Below are 15,450 nucleotides of genomic sequence, written 5' to 3'. Positions count from 1 at the left end.
CATACTGTTATTTCCATCATTTTTATACAAAAAATGTAATACATATATTTATACACAAATTTCTGGGGGGAAATAAATGAAGCTAAGTAAAATACTGATCGGTTCTGCAATTGCAGGGGGCATATTACTTTGTGTAGGCGGTATTGGTGGATATCAATATGTATCCAAATTAAATAATCAATTAAATAACACCGCATTACCAAATACTACGTTTGAAGGTATTTCTCTTGCTGGAAAAAATAAAGCAGATATTCAAGCAATTATTAATCAAAAAATAAATGAATTAGATCAAAAATCTCTTACCTACATATTCCAAGATGATAAACAAACTTACATATGGAAAAATTTAGGTATAAATTATAAAGAGAAAGATATCGTAAACAAAATCTTTAAAGAACAAGAAGGAAACGTAATGAGTCGTTACAAAATGCGGAAGCAAGCTGAAAACGATGAATTAAAACGTGACTATAAATTAACACCACAATTAAATACAACAGCTTATGAAACCTTTATAAAAGATAAATATAATGAAACATTAAAAAATCCTGTTAATGCAGAATTAAGTATTGAAGGCTCTACTGTAAATGTTAGTCAAAGTCAAAACGGAGAAAAAATTGATAAAGGCAAACTACGCGATTTAACAAACGAAGCTATTACTACTGGTAAATCAGATGTTACATTACCGGTTACATTAATAAAACCAGAACGTTCTACAGAAGATATACAGAAAATGGGGATTAAAGAAGTAATTGCTGAGTACTCTACTCCAATGGCTGGCCGTAATGGTAATCAATCCTTTAACGTAAATAAATCAGCTAATACTTTAAGTGGAGTTATTGTAGCACCTGATGAAACGTTTAGTTTTAATGGCCGTGTTGGTGTAACTGATGCTGCACATGGTTATAAATCTGCCGCAGTATATTCACAAGGTAAAGTTATACAAAGTGCAGGCGGAGGCGTTTGCCAAGTCAGCAGTACTTTATATAGCGCAGCTTTAAGGGCAGATTTAGGAATTGTTTCTCGAAGTAATCATTCTATGCCTGTAAATTATTTACCACTTGGGCAAGATGCAGCAGTGGCAGACTATGGTCCGGATTTAAAATTTAAAAACAATACAGGTAATCATATTTATATTCAAGCATTTTCAAATGGAGGTAGTATTACTACACGCATTTTCGGTACAAATACTGGTAAAAATGTTGAAGTTTCTTCTCAAGTAATTAGTAGAACTAATGATAAAATAACAGCGGTTACGTATAAAAAAGTAACACAAAACGGCGAAGTGCTATCAAATGGACAAATTTCAAAAAGCGTATATAAAAGTGCCCCAAAACAATGAGATACTATCAAACGGACAAATTTCAAAAAGCATAAAGAAAAAGGCGTGATCTACTCACGCCTTTTTCTTTTGCAGTAATAGTAAAAAAGTTTCAAGATGATCCTTCGTTTCTTCTAAAGACCATATACGATTCCCTTGCTTCGCAGCTAGTACGCACGCTTCTTCCCACGCGTTCTTGTTCTTCATATATACTAATTCATCGCGTAATTTCAAAACAATTTCTTTATCTTCTTGCTCTATAAACTCTGCCATCACGCTTACTATTTCATCCTCATGAATACTTAACGTACAGTATGATTTAAGAAAGTATTGTAATGTCGTATACATATGTACTCCCCCTTCTTATTTGTCAGATGGATAAGAAGTAATAATCTTATATCCTAAATCTCCTGACTTATCTCTCGCTAAAACAGTAACAGTTTTTACTAACTTATCTTTTACATTCATATTTTTCTTTATTACCGTTTTCCCGACCGGGAATGAATGAGTTGTATTTAATACGAGACGAGCCTCTTTAGAATTTTTTAACCAATCTTGAATTTCTTTATCATGTTGCTTCAAACTATCTTTTACAGCTTTCGTCGCTGTTTCTTTATCATAGTATGTACTTGCCGCTGATACTTTATCTGTCTTCAAACGATTCTTCAAATCCTCTTCTGATTTTCCTACATGCCTTTCAATCGTATGACCATTTTTAGGCGGCCCTTCCATTTCATCTAAAATATTATCACTAATTTTTTCTACTGACGTACCTTGATTCCCTGTTTGTTTCTCAGTTTTTTGTTCTTTTCCTGCACATCCACTTAAGATCAGCATCAATGCCAGTAAACTACTGAAGAAAAGACTATTTATTCGTTTCATCATATCACCTCTTCCATGATTATTATCGTAACTTCACTAAAAGTCAATTTCACAACGAAAAAACACATACATTTTTTAAACCCTTCAGCTATTTTGCTATATTTACCACTCTATCTTCATCAAACCACTGTTTTTCACCTACTTTAAAATATACCCCTATGATTTTATAATTATTTCCCGAATTAAAACACCATTTAAAAAACTGCATAAACCCTTTAAAAACAAGGTTTATGCAGTTTTTTTCAATAAATTATAATATACCCCCATTTTTATATACCTAATACCTATATATGGTATACAAACGCCGTTCTGTCAACGTTTTCTACATTATGTAAATTTCTCCTTGCCTATCCATTCGAAATATGGTGTAATGCAAAAAAAGATAAAGGATTTTATAATATGGCAGAAACGATTCAAAATTTCCTAACAGAATACTATTCAATTGCAATTCCACTTAGTATCTTAATCAATATCATCATCAGTCTTTTAGGTTTTATCCCTAGCATCTTTTTAACCGCCATTAATATACAGCTATTTGGCGTTACAAATGGCACACTCATTTCGATCGCAGGCGAAGCATTAGGGGCTATTATCTCGTTTTATATTTATCGCATAGGCCTTCAAAAGTTCACTCACGATAAAGTAAATAAGTATCCAAAGGTAGAGCGTCTTCTTTATGTAGAAGGTAGAGAGGCCTTTCTACTCGTTCTATCGTTTCGATTGATACCTTTCATCCCATCAAGTATCGTGACTTTATTTGCAGCTCTAGGGAAAATGTCATTACTCTCCTTCAGTATTGCCAGTACAATAGGTAAAATACCGGCCTTATTGATTGAAGTATATTCGGCATATCATGTTATGAATGGAACAAATGAAGCGAAGTGGATTGTAACAATCGCAGGTTGCATTGGATTGTTCTATTTGTGGAAAAAATGGAGAAAAAAATAAAGAAGGAGCCTATGCTCCTTCTTTATTTTTGAAGTATTTTATTAATATCTATCCCTTAAATCCTTAGTTTACACCAACAGCACTAAATGATTGCTTCACTGCATTTACTTCTGCAGAGTTAGCACCATATAAATCCGCTGCAGCTTGTACTGCACCAGCACGAGCTTGACTAAATGTAGTAGATTGCGTGAAATACTGTGTATTTGCACGGTAGTAAATCGCACCTAATTTATCTTTACCAATACCAGTTACAGTTACACCAGAATGCGTACCGCCATTTGCTAATAAATAAGCTTGCTTGTTAATAATACCACTGTTCGTATGAACCCCACCGTTATCACTAGTACCAGTGTAACGCTTAGAATAATGGTCTGGGTCACCATATTTCGCTGGATCACTCATAGAGCGAAGTGCATCTCCTGCTTTACCAGGCGTGTAAATATCTTCACCAATTTCCCAATCTGGATTACGATTATCATAGTATTCTACTAAAGTACCAAAGATATCAGAAATTGCTTCATTTAGCGCTCCTGATTCATTTTGATAAATTAGATCCGAGCTATTTTCCGTAACAGCATGCGTTAATTCGTGACCAATTACATCAATTCCACCAGATAATGAAGTGAATGTTACACCATCACCATCTCCGTATACCATTTGTGAGCCGTTCCAGAATGCATTATTATACTTACTTCCGTAATGAACTGTTGATTTTAATGGTGCTCCTGCATCATTAATAGAGTTTCTATTAAATGTAGCTTTATAATAATCATATGTTTTACCTGCATAGTAATGAGCATCTACTGCCGCTGCATCATACGCTGCATTGAAAACATTATCTGCATCTACCCATAATGTTCCCGGTAATGTAGTACGATTTTTCGCATCATATGTGAAAATTGTTGCCCCGCGCGTATTATCTTGCAAGTAGTACGATGATCCAGATAACGTTGTATTAAGCGATTTCGTATCTCCTAATACACCTTTACCAGTTCCCACTTTATTCGTTCCTGTTACTGGCTTTACAACAGCTTTTGCTTCCTGTTTAGGAGCACCTTGCTTAACTGGTGACTTATCTTCATTTGTTACATGATCAAGTTTATTATATTTATTTAACACTTTACCGCTGTCTGCTTCAATGAAATAGTAGTAGTTTCCTGGGCTCGGATCTAAGAAGTTTAGATTTACAACGTATGCATATGTTGTTTCTTCACCGTTTTGATATACATATAAGTCCGCTTTCGGTTCTACCTCATATTTCGGTGTTACACCTAAATCTTGCTGCGCGATTGCAATCGCTTTTGCGCCTTCAATCTTATTTTTATTTTTCAACTTTTCTTTCTTGTCTAAATCAGGTGCAACTGTTCCAGACAATACTTTTAAAGAACCATCTTTACTTACGTGAGCTACTTGAGTAGAACCCCATACAGGTACTCCTTCGTAAACTTGTTGCATACGTACTACTGTTGAATCAGTTACAGCATCTTTTTTCACTTGTTTCACTTTGAAAGAATCTTGCGCACTCTTTTCCCCTAGCTTATAATCACCTTTTGCTGCATTTAAATAATCAAACACAACAGATTCCGCTTTCTTGCCAGTTGCTCCAGTTAGATCACCAGAAATAAACTCAGGCGACTTCACTGTCTCATTGTACTTCTTCGTAGAGAGCACATTTTTTGAATCTGCAAACGCAGAGCCTGTCCCTCCAAATGTAGTAACTGCCATTCCTGCCGCTAACACTAACGCTAAACTTTTCTTTTTCATGAACCTTCCCCCTAATAAAAATTTTTTTGAAAAAGAGTAGTTTCATATTAGCATTATGTTTCCACTATTAATATACTAAAAATTCAAATAATTATTTTCTCAAGTTTTGTAGAATTTTGAGGAACAAATATTGAAAAAAAAGACCTCCTGAATTTGCATACTTAGTATGCAAATTCAACGGTACAGAATCAGTAGTATTCCCTCATCGATCGGAGCTTCAATTCAAAGCTTCAGCACCAAATGAAAAGTGGTTTATCGATATGACGTATCTATTATTTGGAGAGCGTACATTGTATTTATCAACGATTATGGATGCCTTTAATCGCGAAATTATTAGTTATGTCATAAGCGAATCACAAACACTGACATTAGCGATGAAGACATTAAAACAAGCAATAGGAGGGCAAAAAGTAAAAGATGTCATCCTTCACTCTGATCAAGGAAGTATTTATACAGCGAAGGAATTTCAAGCATATATTAAAGAAAAAGGCAATATCACCAGCATGTCCCGGAGAGGAAATTGCCATGATAATGCCGTCATGGAAAGCTTCTTTAGTCATTTAAAAAGTGAAGCTTTTTACTCACAAAAGATAACAAGAGTATCCAACACAACTTTGCGAAAGATTGCGCTAGAATACATTCATTACTACAATTGTGCGCGAATTCAAGAAAAATTAAACCACCTATCGCCTAAAGAATTTAGGCGATAGGTGGTTTAGATGTTTTGATATGTGTCCCACTTTCGAGGTTCACTTCAGTTTTTTATTAAGAGTTTACCACTTCAACTACATTCTCTCCTTGGCCATAGATATCCGATGTCCAAGCATACTGAGGTTCCAATACCACCAATACAGCTATCAAAGCTAAAGCACCAATAATTATTTTCTTCATATTATTTTCCTCCCTTTTCTTCTAATAAATTAATTGCTAATTTATAATAGTTATTACTTTCTCGAAACTCTAATAATTCTTCATGATACCCTGCCAGTTCTAAATACACCATTTTTAAATCCTTTTTATTCTCTGCACCTCTAAAAAATGGGATCGCCTCAACTTCTAAAAATCTTTTATAAACATCTTTAGTTTCAAAGTATTTATACTTAAGTACCAATAGTATATATAGCATACTTTTATACTTTTCATCCCTCTTCGCGACATCTATCCCTTTACTGATCCACTCTTTTGCCTCTTCAAATTCTTTTAATTCTATACACTGTAAAGCAATCTCATACACTGCATCAATATAATTTAAATCCTCTTCCTTCTTATACTGTAAGCATTGCAAATAATAATCTTTAGCCTTTGCATAGTCTTTTAAGTTATAGTACAAAAATCCTAAGTTATTTAAAGCAATAGCTGTTATGCTTTCTTTATCAGCAAAAGAATTTGCCTCTCTCAAAATATTATTATAAATAGAAAGCGCTTCATTATATTGCCTTTTCTGTATATAACTCAATGCAATAAGCAATTGACAATTTATTACATGCCGAAACTTATATTCATTCTTAAATCCTTCCATTGCTAAATTAGCAAAATGTAAAGTCATATGTTCAACTTCTAATTCATTGTAAACAAGAGCTAAATTGAAATATATTCCATTTTCGCGATACCCTTGCTCCTTCGCCATTACTTCCGTTCGAGCCAAGTACTCCAACGCTGTCTTATATTTATGTTGTAAGAAATAATATAACCCTTTGCTATACGTATATAATAATTTCTGGAATGGTGAATACTTTTTATACATCTTCTTTAAGCTTTCTAACTCTTCTTCAACAGCAGGAAAATCCCTTTTCATAATTAAATAACGTGTATACAGCAGTTTATAATAATTTATAATTTCAAAATCCAAAACATGCTTCATTTCACCTTGCAACTCTTCATATATGCGTTCTACTTGTTGCTTGTCCAAATGAACTAGTGCATTCAACCATTCATCCAGCTTCCCCTTCACATCTTCTTCTACATCTCTTAAATCCGTTACAGCAATCTCTAATCTTGCGCAGAGCAATTGTAGAATTTCTTCTGATGCTTCGATCTTTCCATTTTCGATCTTACTTAAGTATGAGACAGAACAAATGCCCTGACATAATTCTTCTTGTGTCATTTTTTGCTGTAGCCGTTTATAAAAGACTTGTTTGCCTATTTTTTCTAATGTTTGTTGCATTGTCCTCCTCCATTCTCATTACCCCCATTACTCTAATAATACATAAAATCTAGAGAAATATAAATTGATAAATGTTAATTTTCTAAAAAATATGCATTATTTCATTTTTTTCTCTCTTGACTTCGCATCAATATCTCTTCTTTGCTACGAACGTCGTAAAATTGGTATACTATAACCAAATTACGGAGGTGTTTTCGCAATGAATTATTATAAAGACGATAGTTATGCCTTACATACAGATTTATATCAAATCAACATGGCTTATACATATTGGAAAGATGGTATTCATAATCGCCGTTCTGTTTTTGATTTATATTTTCGAAAGCTTCCATTTGAGAATGGCTACGCTGTTTTTGCTGGTCTTGAAAAAATTGTAGAGTACATAGAAAATTTCAGTTTTACCGAGAGCGATATCGCTTATTTAGCAGAATTACAATTTGAAGAAGAATTCCTTCATTATTTACAAAATATGAAATTCACTGGGGTTATTCGTAGTATGCAAGAAGGTGAAGTTGTATTCAATAACGAGCCTTTATTACGTGTTGATGCACCACTCGGTGAAGCACAAATTATTGAAACTGCCCTTTTAAACATTGTGAATTACCAAACATTAATTGCAACAAAAGCTGCTCGTATGAAGCATGCTGCAAATAACGATGAACTTTTAGAGTTTGGCACAAGACGTGCTCATGAATTTGATGCTGCCCTTTGGGGAACGCGCGCTGCCTTTATTGGCGGTTTCTCATCTACAAGCAACGTTCGTGCTGGAAAACGCTTCGGGATACCTGTAGCCGGCACACATGCTCACTCTTTCGTTCAAGCGTATCGCGATGAATATGTCGCGTTTAAAAAATACGCTGAAACTCATAAAAAATGTGTCTTTCTCGTCGATACATATGACACATTAAAATCTGGTGTTCCAAATGCGATTCGTGTTGCAAAAGAATTTGGAGATCGTATTGATTTCTATGGCATTCGTCTTGATAGTGGTGATATGGCTTATTTGTCTAAAAAGGCAAGAATATTACTAGATGAGGCTGGGTTTACAAATACAAAAATTATCGCTTCTAGCGATTTAGATGAATACACAATTATGCACCTTAAATCTCAAGGAGCAAAAATTGACGTATGGGGTGTTGGAACAAAATTAATTACATCCTTTGAACAACCAGCATTAGGGGCTGTTTACAAACTAGTTGCGATTGAAGATACTGACGGGAAATTAAATGACACGATTAAAATTTCATCTAACCCTGAAAAGATTACAACTCCAGGGCTTAAACGAATTTATCGTATAGTCAACAGGGTTAATAATCATGCTGAAGGCGATTATATTGCGTTAGATTCTGAAGAGCCTGAAAAAGAAGAACGCTTAAAAATGTTCCACCCTGTTCACACATATATAAGTAAATTCGTAACAAACTTTGAAGCACGTGAACTGCATAAAGACATTTTCGTTAACGGTGAAAGAACATACGAACTACCAAGTATATTAGATATTCAAAAGTATAACGAACAGAGTCTCGCTCTATTTTGGGAAGAATACATGCGAACTTTAAACCCCGAAGAGTATCCTGTGGATTTAAGCCAAGAGTGCTGGGATCATAAAATGAATTATATTCAAACTGTTCGTGAACAAGTTGAAAAAAACATCCAAAAATAAACAGAGAAGTTTCCTCCTTCTCTGTTTTTTCAATACTATATGAATATTTGTAAAAAATATATTAAAATAACAAGGTGAATATTTTTTATTTGTAAAATTTAATATTACGTTATTAAAAACTAAAATAATATTTGATATTATTTTATTGAGTCACTTTCAACAAAATAACCGATAAAAAAGAGGACGCAATTGCGCCCTCTTTTTATAAATCTTTCACTCGTAGTACACGCATTGCATTTAATACTGCAATTAACGTCACACCCACATCTGAGAAAACAGCTTCCCACATTGTCGCTATACCAAAAGCACCAAGTAATAAAACTAATCCTTTTACACCTAATGCAAATATAATATTTTGCCATACAATGCTTCTTGTGCGTTTTGCAATTTTAACAGCTGTTGCAATTTTGGAAGGTTCATCAGTCATTATAACGATATCTGCAGCTTCAATCGCTGCATCCGATCCTAAGCCACCCATAGCAATACCAACGTCCGCTCGTGCTAATACTGGCGTGTCGTTAATACCATCACCAACGAAAGCAACTTTTTCTTTTCCACGCTTAGCCGCATCAATTTTTTCAATCTCTTCTACTTTTTGTTGTGGTAGTAGTTCTGCGTGAACTTCATCTAAACCTAATTCTTTTCCAACAGCTTCACCAACTGCTTTTGCATCCCCAGTTAACATCACTGTCTTCTTGATGCCTAGTTCTTTTAACTTTTGAATCGCTTGTTTTGAATCCTCTTTTACCTCATCTGAGATAACAATATAACCTGCGTATTTACCATCTACAGCAACGTGAACTAATGTACCTACTGTTTCTGGTTGCTTAAATTCAATATTTTCTTTTCTTATTAATTTAGCATTACCCGCGAAAATTTCTTTTCCTTGCACTTTTACAACTGTACCATGACCAGAAATTTCACTATAGTCTTCAATAGCATTTTCATCGATTGATTTTCCATATGCATTTCGAATAGATTGTGCAATTGGATGGTTTGAATATACTTCTGCAAACGCTGCATACTCTAACAGTTCTTCACTAGTAGTACCTTCACTTGGCTCCATTTTTGTAACTTTAAAGACACCTTTTGTTAATGTACCTGTTTTATCAAAGACGATATATTTCACATCATTCAATGCTTCTAAATAGTTACTTCCTTTTACTAAAATCCCACTTTTGGATGCACCACCGATACCTCCAAAGAATCCAAGAGGAATGGATACGACTAACGCACATGGACAAGAAATAACTAAGAATACTAACGCTCTATAAATCCACTCGGAGAATGTAGCACCTTCTAAAATAAGCGGTGGAATAAACGCCATGATCGCTGCTGTAATAACTACAACAGGAGTATAGTAGCGCGCAAATTTCGTAATAAAGTTTTCTGTCGGTGCTTTTTTACTACTTGCATTTTGAACTAAATCTAAAATTTTTGATACAGTAGATTCACCAAATTCTTTTGTAACTTCAATTGTTAATACACCATTTTGGTTTACAAAACCACTTAATACGTCATTACCAACTTCTACTTCACGCGGTACAGATTCACCTGTAAGTGCTGAAGTATCCATCATTGATGTTCCCTCGACTACTTTTCCGTCTAATGGTACTTTCTCACCCGGTTTTACGATAATATAATCGCCGATTTGTACATCTTCCGGTGATACTTGTTTCGTTTCATTTCCAACCTTTACATTCGCATAATCAGGGCGAATATCCATTAATGAAGTAATTGATTTTCGAGAGCGATTTACTGCAATACTTTGGAATAGTTCCCCTACTTGATAAAATAGCATTACCGCAACAGCTTCTGAATATTGTTGAATTGCAAAAGCTCCTACAGTTGCAATTGCCATTAAAAAGTTTTCATCGAATACTTGGCCGCGAGTTATGTTTCTTACCGCTCTCCAAACGATATCTCCACCTATTAATAAATACGCAAGGACGAATAATGGAATTGTTATCATTTGTGGTAAATCAGCTAAGGCAGCAATTCCTGTCAAAATTCCACCGACTACTAATCGCCCTATCATCTTTTTCACATTTGCTTCACCATGGTCGTGACTATGTCCGTGGTCATGGCCGCTCTTTTCTTCACGAACAACTTTCACATCTGGTTCTAACTTTTGAACGACATTCTTTATATCTTCTACAGTCGATTCTAACTCTCTTTTATTCGCAACTTCTACTCGTAATTTCTTTGATACGAAATCAACAGTTGCTTCTGAAACTGTCGGCATTTCCTTAACTTTATTTTCAATCTTCATTGCACAGTTCGCGCAATCTAAACCTTCTAATATAAAAACTTCTTTTGCAACTTTATTTTTTTGCTCTTCTTGCACTTTAATATGTGGTTCTAACTTTGTAACAAGCTGTTTTGCTTCTGTCACAACTTCATTTTCTTTATTTTGTGCTGTTTCTAAAACCATCGTCTTTGTTGCAAAGTTTACAGAGCAAGAATTTACTCCTTCTATATTCCCAACGCCTTTTTCAATTTTCATTGCACAGTTCGCACAATCTAAACCTTCTAACATCAGTTTCTTTTTCACTAATGCTTCTGCCATCGTTCTCCCTCCTCGCGTTTTTATTCTTCCTCGTTTACGTGTTCAAACGCTTGCTCGAAGATATGAATTACGTGCTGGTCAGCTAACGAATAATAAACGACCTTTCCTTCTTTACGATTCTTTACAAGTTTCGCTTGCTTTAACACACGTAGCTGATGTGAAATAGACGATTGTGTCATTCCTAATAAATAAGCTAAATCACAAACGCACATTTCAGCTTCAAATAATGCATGTAATATTCTCGTACGCGTACGGTCACCTAATACTTTAAATAGTTCTGCTACTTTACTTAAACTTTCATCAGTCGGAATTGTTTGCTTCACTTGATCCACGACTTCCTCATGAATTACCGTTTGAGAACAAGTTTCCTGCGGTGTTTCTACTTTATTTTCAGCCATTATAGCTCACCTCTTTAATTGAACATATGAACAACTGTTCATATATCTTATACTTTTATTATATGAGCGCCTACTCATATGTGTCAATAAAATCCGAAAGATTTTTTTGACAATTCCATTCATATTTCAACATATACATATCAATATTCTCCGCACCTATCATACTCTTCATACAAAAAGGATACACGAAAACTATCGTGCATCCTTCTCTTATTTCCCCTACATTAGCTACCCGTAAAAGCCCGATTGTTGAAGGCTAATAATCAACAGGAGATGAAGAACCCCCACTGATTAAAGTTTCACTGCATCCACAATTAACGAAGCAAATTCTAATGTACCATCTTGATTTCTATGATCAAAACGTTTCGAGCGATAAATAAAACCATCTTTCTCATTCCAATCATTATAATGAAACTTACCATTCTCATCACAGTATTCTAAAATCCTAACTTGAAAACCTGCCGATTCAAACATGGACGTGATTGTTTTATAGTTATGAACGATTTTATGACTTGCTGCTGGATGATCTAATGGCCCTGGTCCACCTACTTGTACACCTTGCTGATATTCTTCATCTGGGAAAAATGCATCTGGCACTGCACAACGAATATATCCACCCTCCGTTAAAAACTCATAACAAATTTTTGCAGCTTCGATTCCTTCTTCGTACGATAAATGCTCCCATACATGTTCCGCTAAAATTGCTGATAAAGAATTAGGTTGAAATTTATCAAGCCAAGTTTCTCTTCGCAATAAATTTAATTCTTCTTCATTCGTATGTAACCAACCAGGGTTATTATTATACTCCTCTGCTCCAACAACCACTTTCGTTTCTAGCATTCCTCTTCTCCCCTTTTTTCATATTCCGACATAAAAATTCGACAATTTAACATTTATTTCCTTCCTTATCCAAAAGAAAAAGCCTTGTGCGCTCCCTAGACGCACAAGGCTTACTATTTTATATCCCTTTAATTAGCTTGATCTAAATTATCCTGCGAACTTCCATCTTCTTTTAAATGACTATGTTTTTTCGAATAAACAAAGTATACAACTACTCCGATTGCTAACCAAACACCGAAGTATATCCATGTTTTTAATGGTAAATTTACCATTAAGAATAGACAACATGCAACTGAAATAATCGGTAAGATCGGTACAAGTGGTACCATAAATCCACGTTGTAATTTCGGATGCGTTTTACGAAGAATGATAACAGTTACACCCACCATGGCGAATGTTAATAACGCTCCAATATTCGCTAAATTCGACAATTCTTTTAAATCGATAAATCCAGCAATTAAAGCACTACCAATTCCCGTTAACCACACTGAAAATGTTGGCGCTTCAGTCTTCTTGTTAATTTTCGCAAAAGATTTTGGTAATAAACCGTCACGGCTCATTGCGAAGAATACACGCGTTGTCGCATAAATGTAAGCGAAAATTACAGCCATAATACCGATTACAGCTCCAATAGCAATTACACCAGCCACTTTATCTTGTCCTACAACTTCTAACACATATGCCATAGCTTCAGGTACATCTAATTCCTTATAAGAAACCATACCTGTCATAACGAGACAAACTACAACATAAATGATTGTACAAATAACTAACGAGGCAATAATACCAATTGGTAGATCACGTTGCGGATTTTTTACTTCTTCAGCAGAAGTTGCTAATGCATCAAATCCTAAGAAAGCAAAGAATACTGCTGCTCCCCCTGCGAACACTCCACTTAAACCGTAAGGTGCAAATGGTATCCAGTTTTCTGGTTTCACGTAGAATACACCAACTGCAATGAATAAAACAACAATACCAATTTTAATTAATACCATTATGTTATTCACACGCTTACTTTCTTTTGTACCTCGTGATAATAACCAAGTTATCACTAAGGTAACGATAACTGCCGGTAAGTTTACCATACCACCTTGCGCTGGAATCGTTAGCAATGCTTTTGGGATTTCAAGTCCCAATCCACTCACTAAATTATTGAAATAACCCGTCCATCCGCCAGCTACTGCGGCAGTCGTTACGACATATACGGATAACAATGTCCATCCCATTAAATGAGCAACAAACTCACCAATTGTTGCATACGAATATGTGTACACACTACCTGAAACAGGGAGTGTAGATGCAACTTCCGCATAACATAAAGCTGCAAATCCACAAACAATTGCTGCAATCATAAATGAAAAAATAACTGCTGGACCAGCATCTCTTGCTGCTACTAATCCAGTTAATACTAGAACTCCTGTACCAATTATCGCACCAATTCCTAGCATTGTTAGGTCGAATGCCCCTAGCGTTTTCGTTAAAGTTTTACTTTTACTTTCCCCTAACAATTGCGTAACGGATTTCTTTTTAAATAGGTTGGCCACGATGAATGCCCCCTTTTGCCAAGAAGAGCTAAGAGGTATTATCTCTTAGCTCTTATCATGTTGTTTTATATATTGTTCGATTTTGTTTTGTATAATGCTTCTATTAGCAAGATACTGTTTCTGCTTCTAATAATTCTTTAGCACCTTTGTACTCTACACCGTGAGCTTCTGCAACAGCTTCAAATGTTACATAGCCATCTAATGTGTTAATACCTTTTAATAATGCAGTGTTGCCTAGGCAAGCAGCTTTGTAGCCTTTGTTAGCAATTTGTACTGCATATGGTACTGTTACGTTTGTTAATGCAAGAGTTGATGTACGTGGAACCGCACCTGGCATGTTTGCAACTGCATAATGAACAACACCGTGTTTTTCGTAAGTTGGGTTATCATGAGTTGTAATACGGTCAGTTGTTTCGAAAATACCACCTTGGTCAATCGCGATATCTACAACAACAGAACCCGGTTCCATTGATTTAATCATTTCTTCTGTTACAAGTTTTGGCGCTTTTGCACCTGGGATTAATACTGCACCAATTACAAGATCAGACTCTTTTACAGCTTCTGCAATATTGTAAGGATTAGACATTAAAGTTTTTACTTGGTTTCCGAAAATGTCATCTAATTGACGAAGACGTTCTGCACTTAAGTCGATGATTGTTACATCCGCACCTAGTCCAACTGCAATTTTAGCAGCATTTGTACCAGCTTGTCCACCACCGATAATTGTTACTTTACCACGTTTAACCCCTGGAACACCTGCAAGTAAGATACCTTTACCGCCTTTGTTTTTCTCAAGGAACTGTGCACCAATTTGTGCAGCCATACGACCAGCTACTTCACTCATAGGTGCAAGTAATGGTAATGAACGGTTTTCTAATTGTACTGTTTCGTACGCAATAGCTACTACTTTCTTCTCGATTAAAGCTTTTGTTAATTCTGGTTCTGGAGCTAAGTGTAAGTATGTGAATAAGATTAAACCTTCACTGAAGTGTTTGTATTCGCTTTCAATTGGTTCCTTAACTTTCATAACCATTTCCATGTTCCAAGCTTCTTCAGCTGTATCAACAATTTTTGCTCCAGCTTCAACATACTGAGCATCTGTGAAACCAGATCCTAAACCTGCACCCTTTTGAATAAATACTTCGTGATTGTTACGAATTAAATGTACAACACCAGCTGGTGTCATTGCCACACGGTTTTCGTTGTTTTTAATTTCTGCTGGTACCCCAATACGCATAATGAAATGCCCCCTTATAATTAACAGAAAAAAGAAAGTCTTTTTTCTTTTTGTAATAATTAATAACTTATGTCCTTATTCTAGCATAACTTAAAAGTTATGAAAACGCTAACATATCATTTT

At 35.1% G+C, this 15,450-nt stretch carries 13 protein-coding genes and 1 pseudogene; 4 read left to right on the top strand and 10 right to left on the bottom strand.

The window, feature by feature from the left end; all coding sequences use genetic code 11:
* Window positions 1–76 precede the first annotated feature (76 nt).
* Window positions 77–1,339: a VanW family protein gene (locus JDS98_RS18695; protein ID WP_097957595.1), complete on the top strand. Its 1,263-nt coding sequence runs from the start codon at window positions 77–79 to the stop codon at window positions 1,337–1,339.
* A 54-nt stretch (window positions 1,340–1,393) separates the two neighbouring features.
* Here JDS98_RS18695 and JDS98_RS18690 read toward each other — a convergent pair whose 3' ends face one another.
* Both JDS98_RS18690 and JDS98_RS18685 read right to left on the bottom strand, forming a co-directional pair.
* Window positions 1,394–1,666, bottom strand: coding sequence for a hypothetical protein (locus JDS98_RS18690; protein ID WP_199634194.1), 273 nt, complete (start codon window positions 1,664–1,666; stop codon window positions 1,394–1,396).
* Window positions 1,667–1,681: 15 nt separating this feature from the next.
* On the bottom strand, window positions 1,682–2,200 hold the full coding sequence (locus tag JDS98_RS18685; protein ID WP_000822375.1) for an RNase A-like domain-containing lipoprotein: 519 nt from the start codon (window positions 2,198–2,200) through the stop codon (window positions 1,682–1,684).
* A gap of 399 nt (window positions 2,201–2,599) precedes the next feature.
* Here JDS98_RS18685 and JDS98_RS18680 point away from each other — a divergent pair, with 399 nt between their 5' ends.
* Window positions 2,600–3,148: a TVP38/TMEM64 family protein gene (locus JDS98_RS18680; RefSeq protein WP_000852219.1), complete on the top strand. Its 549-nt coding sequence runs from the start codon at window positions 2,600–2,602 to the stop codon at window positions 3,146–3,148.
* A 63-nt stretch (window positions 3,149–3,211) separates the two neighbouring features.
* Here the strand turns inward: JDS98_RS18680 and JDS98_RS18675 are convergent, their stop codons facing one another.
* Window positions 3,212–4,912 (bottom strand): M4 family metallopeptidase, encoded by a 1,701-nt coding sequence (locus JDS98_RS18675; protein ID WP_000730356.1) that lies wholly within the window; start codon window positions 4,910–4,912, stop codon window positions 3,212–3,214.
* A gap of 176 nt (window positions 4,913–5,088) precedes the next feature.
* Here JDS98_RS18675 and JDS98_RS18670 point away from each other — a divergent pair.
* Window positions 5,089–5,622 (top strand): annotated as a pseudogene (locus JDS98_RS18670) (IS3 family transposase); the annotation flags it as partial.
* A 55-nt stretch (window positions 5,623–5,677) separates the two neighbouring features.
* Here JDS98_RS18670 and JDS98_RS18665 read toward each other — a convergent pair.
* On the bottom strand, window positions 5,678–5,803 hold the full coding sequence (locus JDS98_RS18665; RefSeq protein WP_000720171.1) for an NprX family peptide pheromone: 126 nt from the start codon (window positions 5,801–5,803) through the stop codon (window positions 5,678–5,680).
* Between the two features lies 1 nt (window position 5,804).
* Window positions 5,805–7,076, bottom strand: a complete 1,272-nt coding sequence (locus JDS98_RS18660; protein WP_001187935.1) for a tetratricopeptide repeat protein — start codon at window positions 7,074–7,076, stop codon at window positions 5,805–5,807.
* Window positions 7,077–7,275: 199 nt separating this feature from the next.
* On the opposite strand from JDS98_RS18660, the gene JDS98_RS18655 reads away from it, so the two are divergent.
* Window positions 7,276–8,739, top strand: a complete 1,464-nt coding sequence (locus JDS98_RS18655; RefSeq protein WP_001110357.1) for a nicotinate phosphoribosyltransferase — start codon at window positions 7,276–7,278, stop codon at window positions 8,737–8,739.
* Window positions 8,740–8,941: 202 nt separating this feature from the next.
* On the opposite strand, the gene JDS98_RS18650 is transcribed toward JDS98_RS18655, so the two are convergent.
* The 5 genes from JDS98_RS18650 to ald form a co-directional block, all read right to left on the bottom strand.
* On the bottom strand, window positions 8,942–11,308 hold the full coding sequence (locus JDS98_RS18650) for a heavy metal translocating P-type ATPase (protein WP_000796584.1): 2,367 nt from the start codon (window positions 11,306–11,308) through the stop codon (window positions 8,942–8,944).
* A 20-nt stretch (window positions 11,309–11,328) separates the two neighbouring features.
* Window positions 11,329–11,706, bottom strand: coding sequence for an ArsR/SmtB family transcription factor (locus JDS98_RS18645; protein WP_000829679.1), 378 nt, complete (start codon window positions 11,704–11,706; stop codon window positions 11,329–11,331).
* A 291-nt stretch (window positions 11,707–11,997) separates the two neighbouring features.
* Window positions 11,998–12,546, bottom strand: coding sequence for a class I SAM-dependent methyltransferase (locus JDS98_RS18640; RefSeq protein WP_000894486.1), 549 nt, complete (start codon window positions 12,544–12,546; stop codon window positions 11,998–12,000).
* 128 nt (window positions 12,547–12,674) lie between these two features.
* Window positions 12,675–14,090, bottom strand: a complete 1,416-nt coding sequence (locus JDS98_RS18635) for an amino acid permease (RefSeq protein WP_097957591.1) — start codon at window positions 14,088–14,090, stop codon at window positions 12,675–12,677.
* Window positions 14,091–14,193: 103 nt separating this feature from the next.
* Complete coding sequence (ald, locus tag JDS98_RS18630) at window positions 14,194–15,327, bottom strand: alanine dehydrogenase (protein WP_001219740.1); 1,134 nt, start codon at window positions 15,325–15,327, stop codon at window positions 14,194–14,196.
* Between the last annotated feature and the right edge of the window lie 123 nt (window positions 15,328–15,450).

It is taken from the genome of Bacillus cereus group sp. N11 (assembly GCF_016483605.1).
GTDB classification, from domain to species: domain Bacteria; phylum Bacillota; class Bacilli; order Bacillales; family Bacillaceae_G; genus Bacillus_A; species Bacillus_A toyonensis.
This window is presented reverse-complemented; position numbering and strand designations above follow the sequence as displayed.

Bases quoted from the DNA above. Each gene is read 5' to 3' on its own strand.
- JDS98_RS18695 (WP_097957595.1), top strand. From the start codon at position 77: ATGAAGCTAAGTAAAATACTGATCGGTTCTGCAATTGCAGGGGGCATA.
- JDS98_RS18690 (WP_199634194.1), bottom strand. From the start codon at position 1,666: ATGTATACGACATTACAATACTTTCTTAAATCATACTGTACGTTAAGT.
- JDS98_RS18685 (WP_000822375.1), bottom strand. From the start codon at position 2,200: ATGAAACGAATAAATAGTCTTTTCTTCAGTAGTTTACTGGCATTGATG.
- JDS98_RS18680 (WP_000852219.1), top strand. From the start codon at position 2,600: ATGGCAGAAACGATTCAAAATTTCCTAACAGAATACTATTCAATTGCA.
- JDS98_RS18675 (WP_000730356.1), bottom strand. From the start codon at position 4,912: ATGAAAAAGAAAAGTTTAGCGTTAGTGTTAGCGGCAGGAATGGCAGTT.
- JDS98_RS18665 (WP_000720171.1), bottom strand. From the start codon at position 5,803: ATGAAGAAAATAATTATTGGTGCTTTAGCTTTGATAGCTGTATTGGTG.
- JDS98_RS18660 (WP_001187935.1), bottom strand. From the start codon at position 7,076: ATGCAACAAACATTAGAAAAAATAGGCAAACAAGTCTTTTATAAACGG.
- JDS98_RS18655 (WP_001110357.1), top strand. From the start codon at position 7,276: ATGAATTATTATAAAGACGATAGTTATGCCTTACATACAGATTTATAT.
- JDS98_RS18650 (WP_000796584.1), bottom strand. From the start codon at position 11,308: ATGGCAGAAGCATTAGTGAAAAAGAAACTGATGTTAGAAGGTTTAGAT.
- JDS98_RS18645 (WP_000829679.1), bottom strand. From the start codon at position 11,706: ATGGCTGAAAATAAAGTAGAAACACCGCAGGAAACTTGTTCTCAAACG.
- JDS98_RS18640 (WP_000894486.1), bottom strand. From the start codon at position 12,546: ATGCTAGAAACGAAAGTGGTTGTTGGAGCAGAGGAGTATAATAATAAC.
- ald (WP_001219740.1), bottom strand. From the start codon at position 15,327: ATGCGTATTGGGGTACCAGCAGAAATTAAAAACAACGAAAACCGTGTG.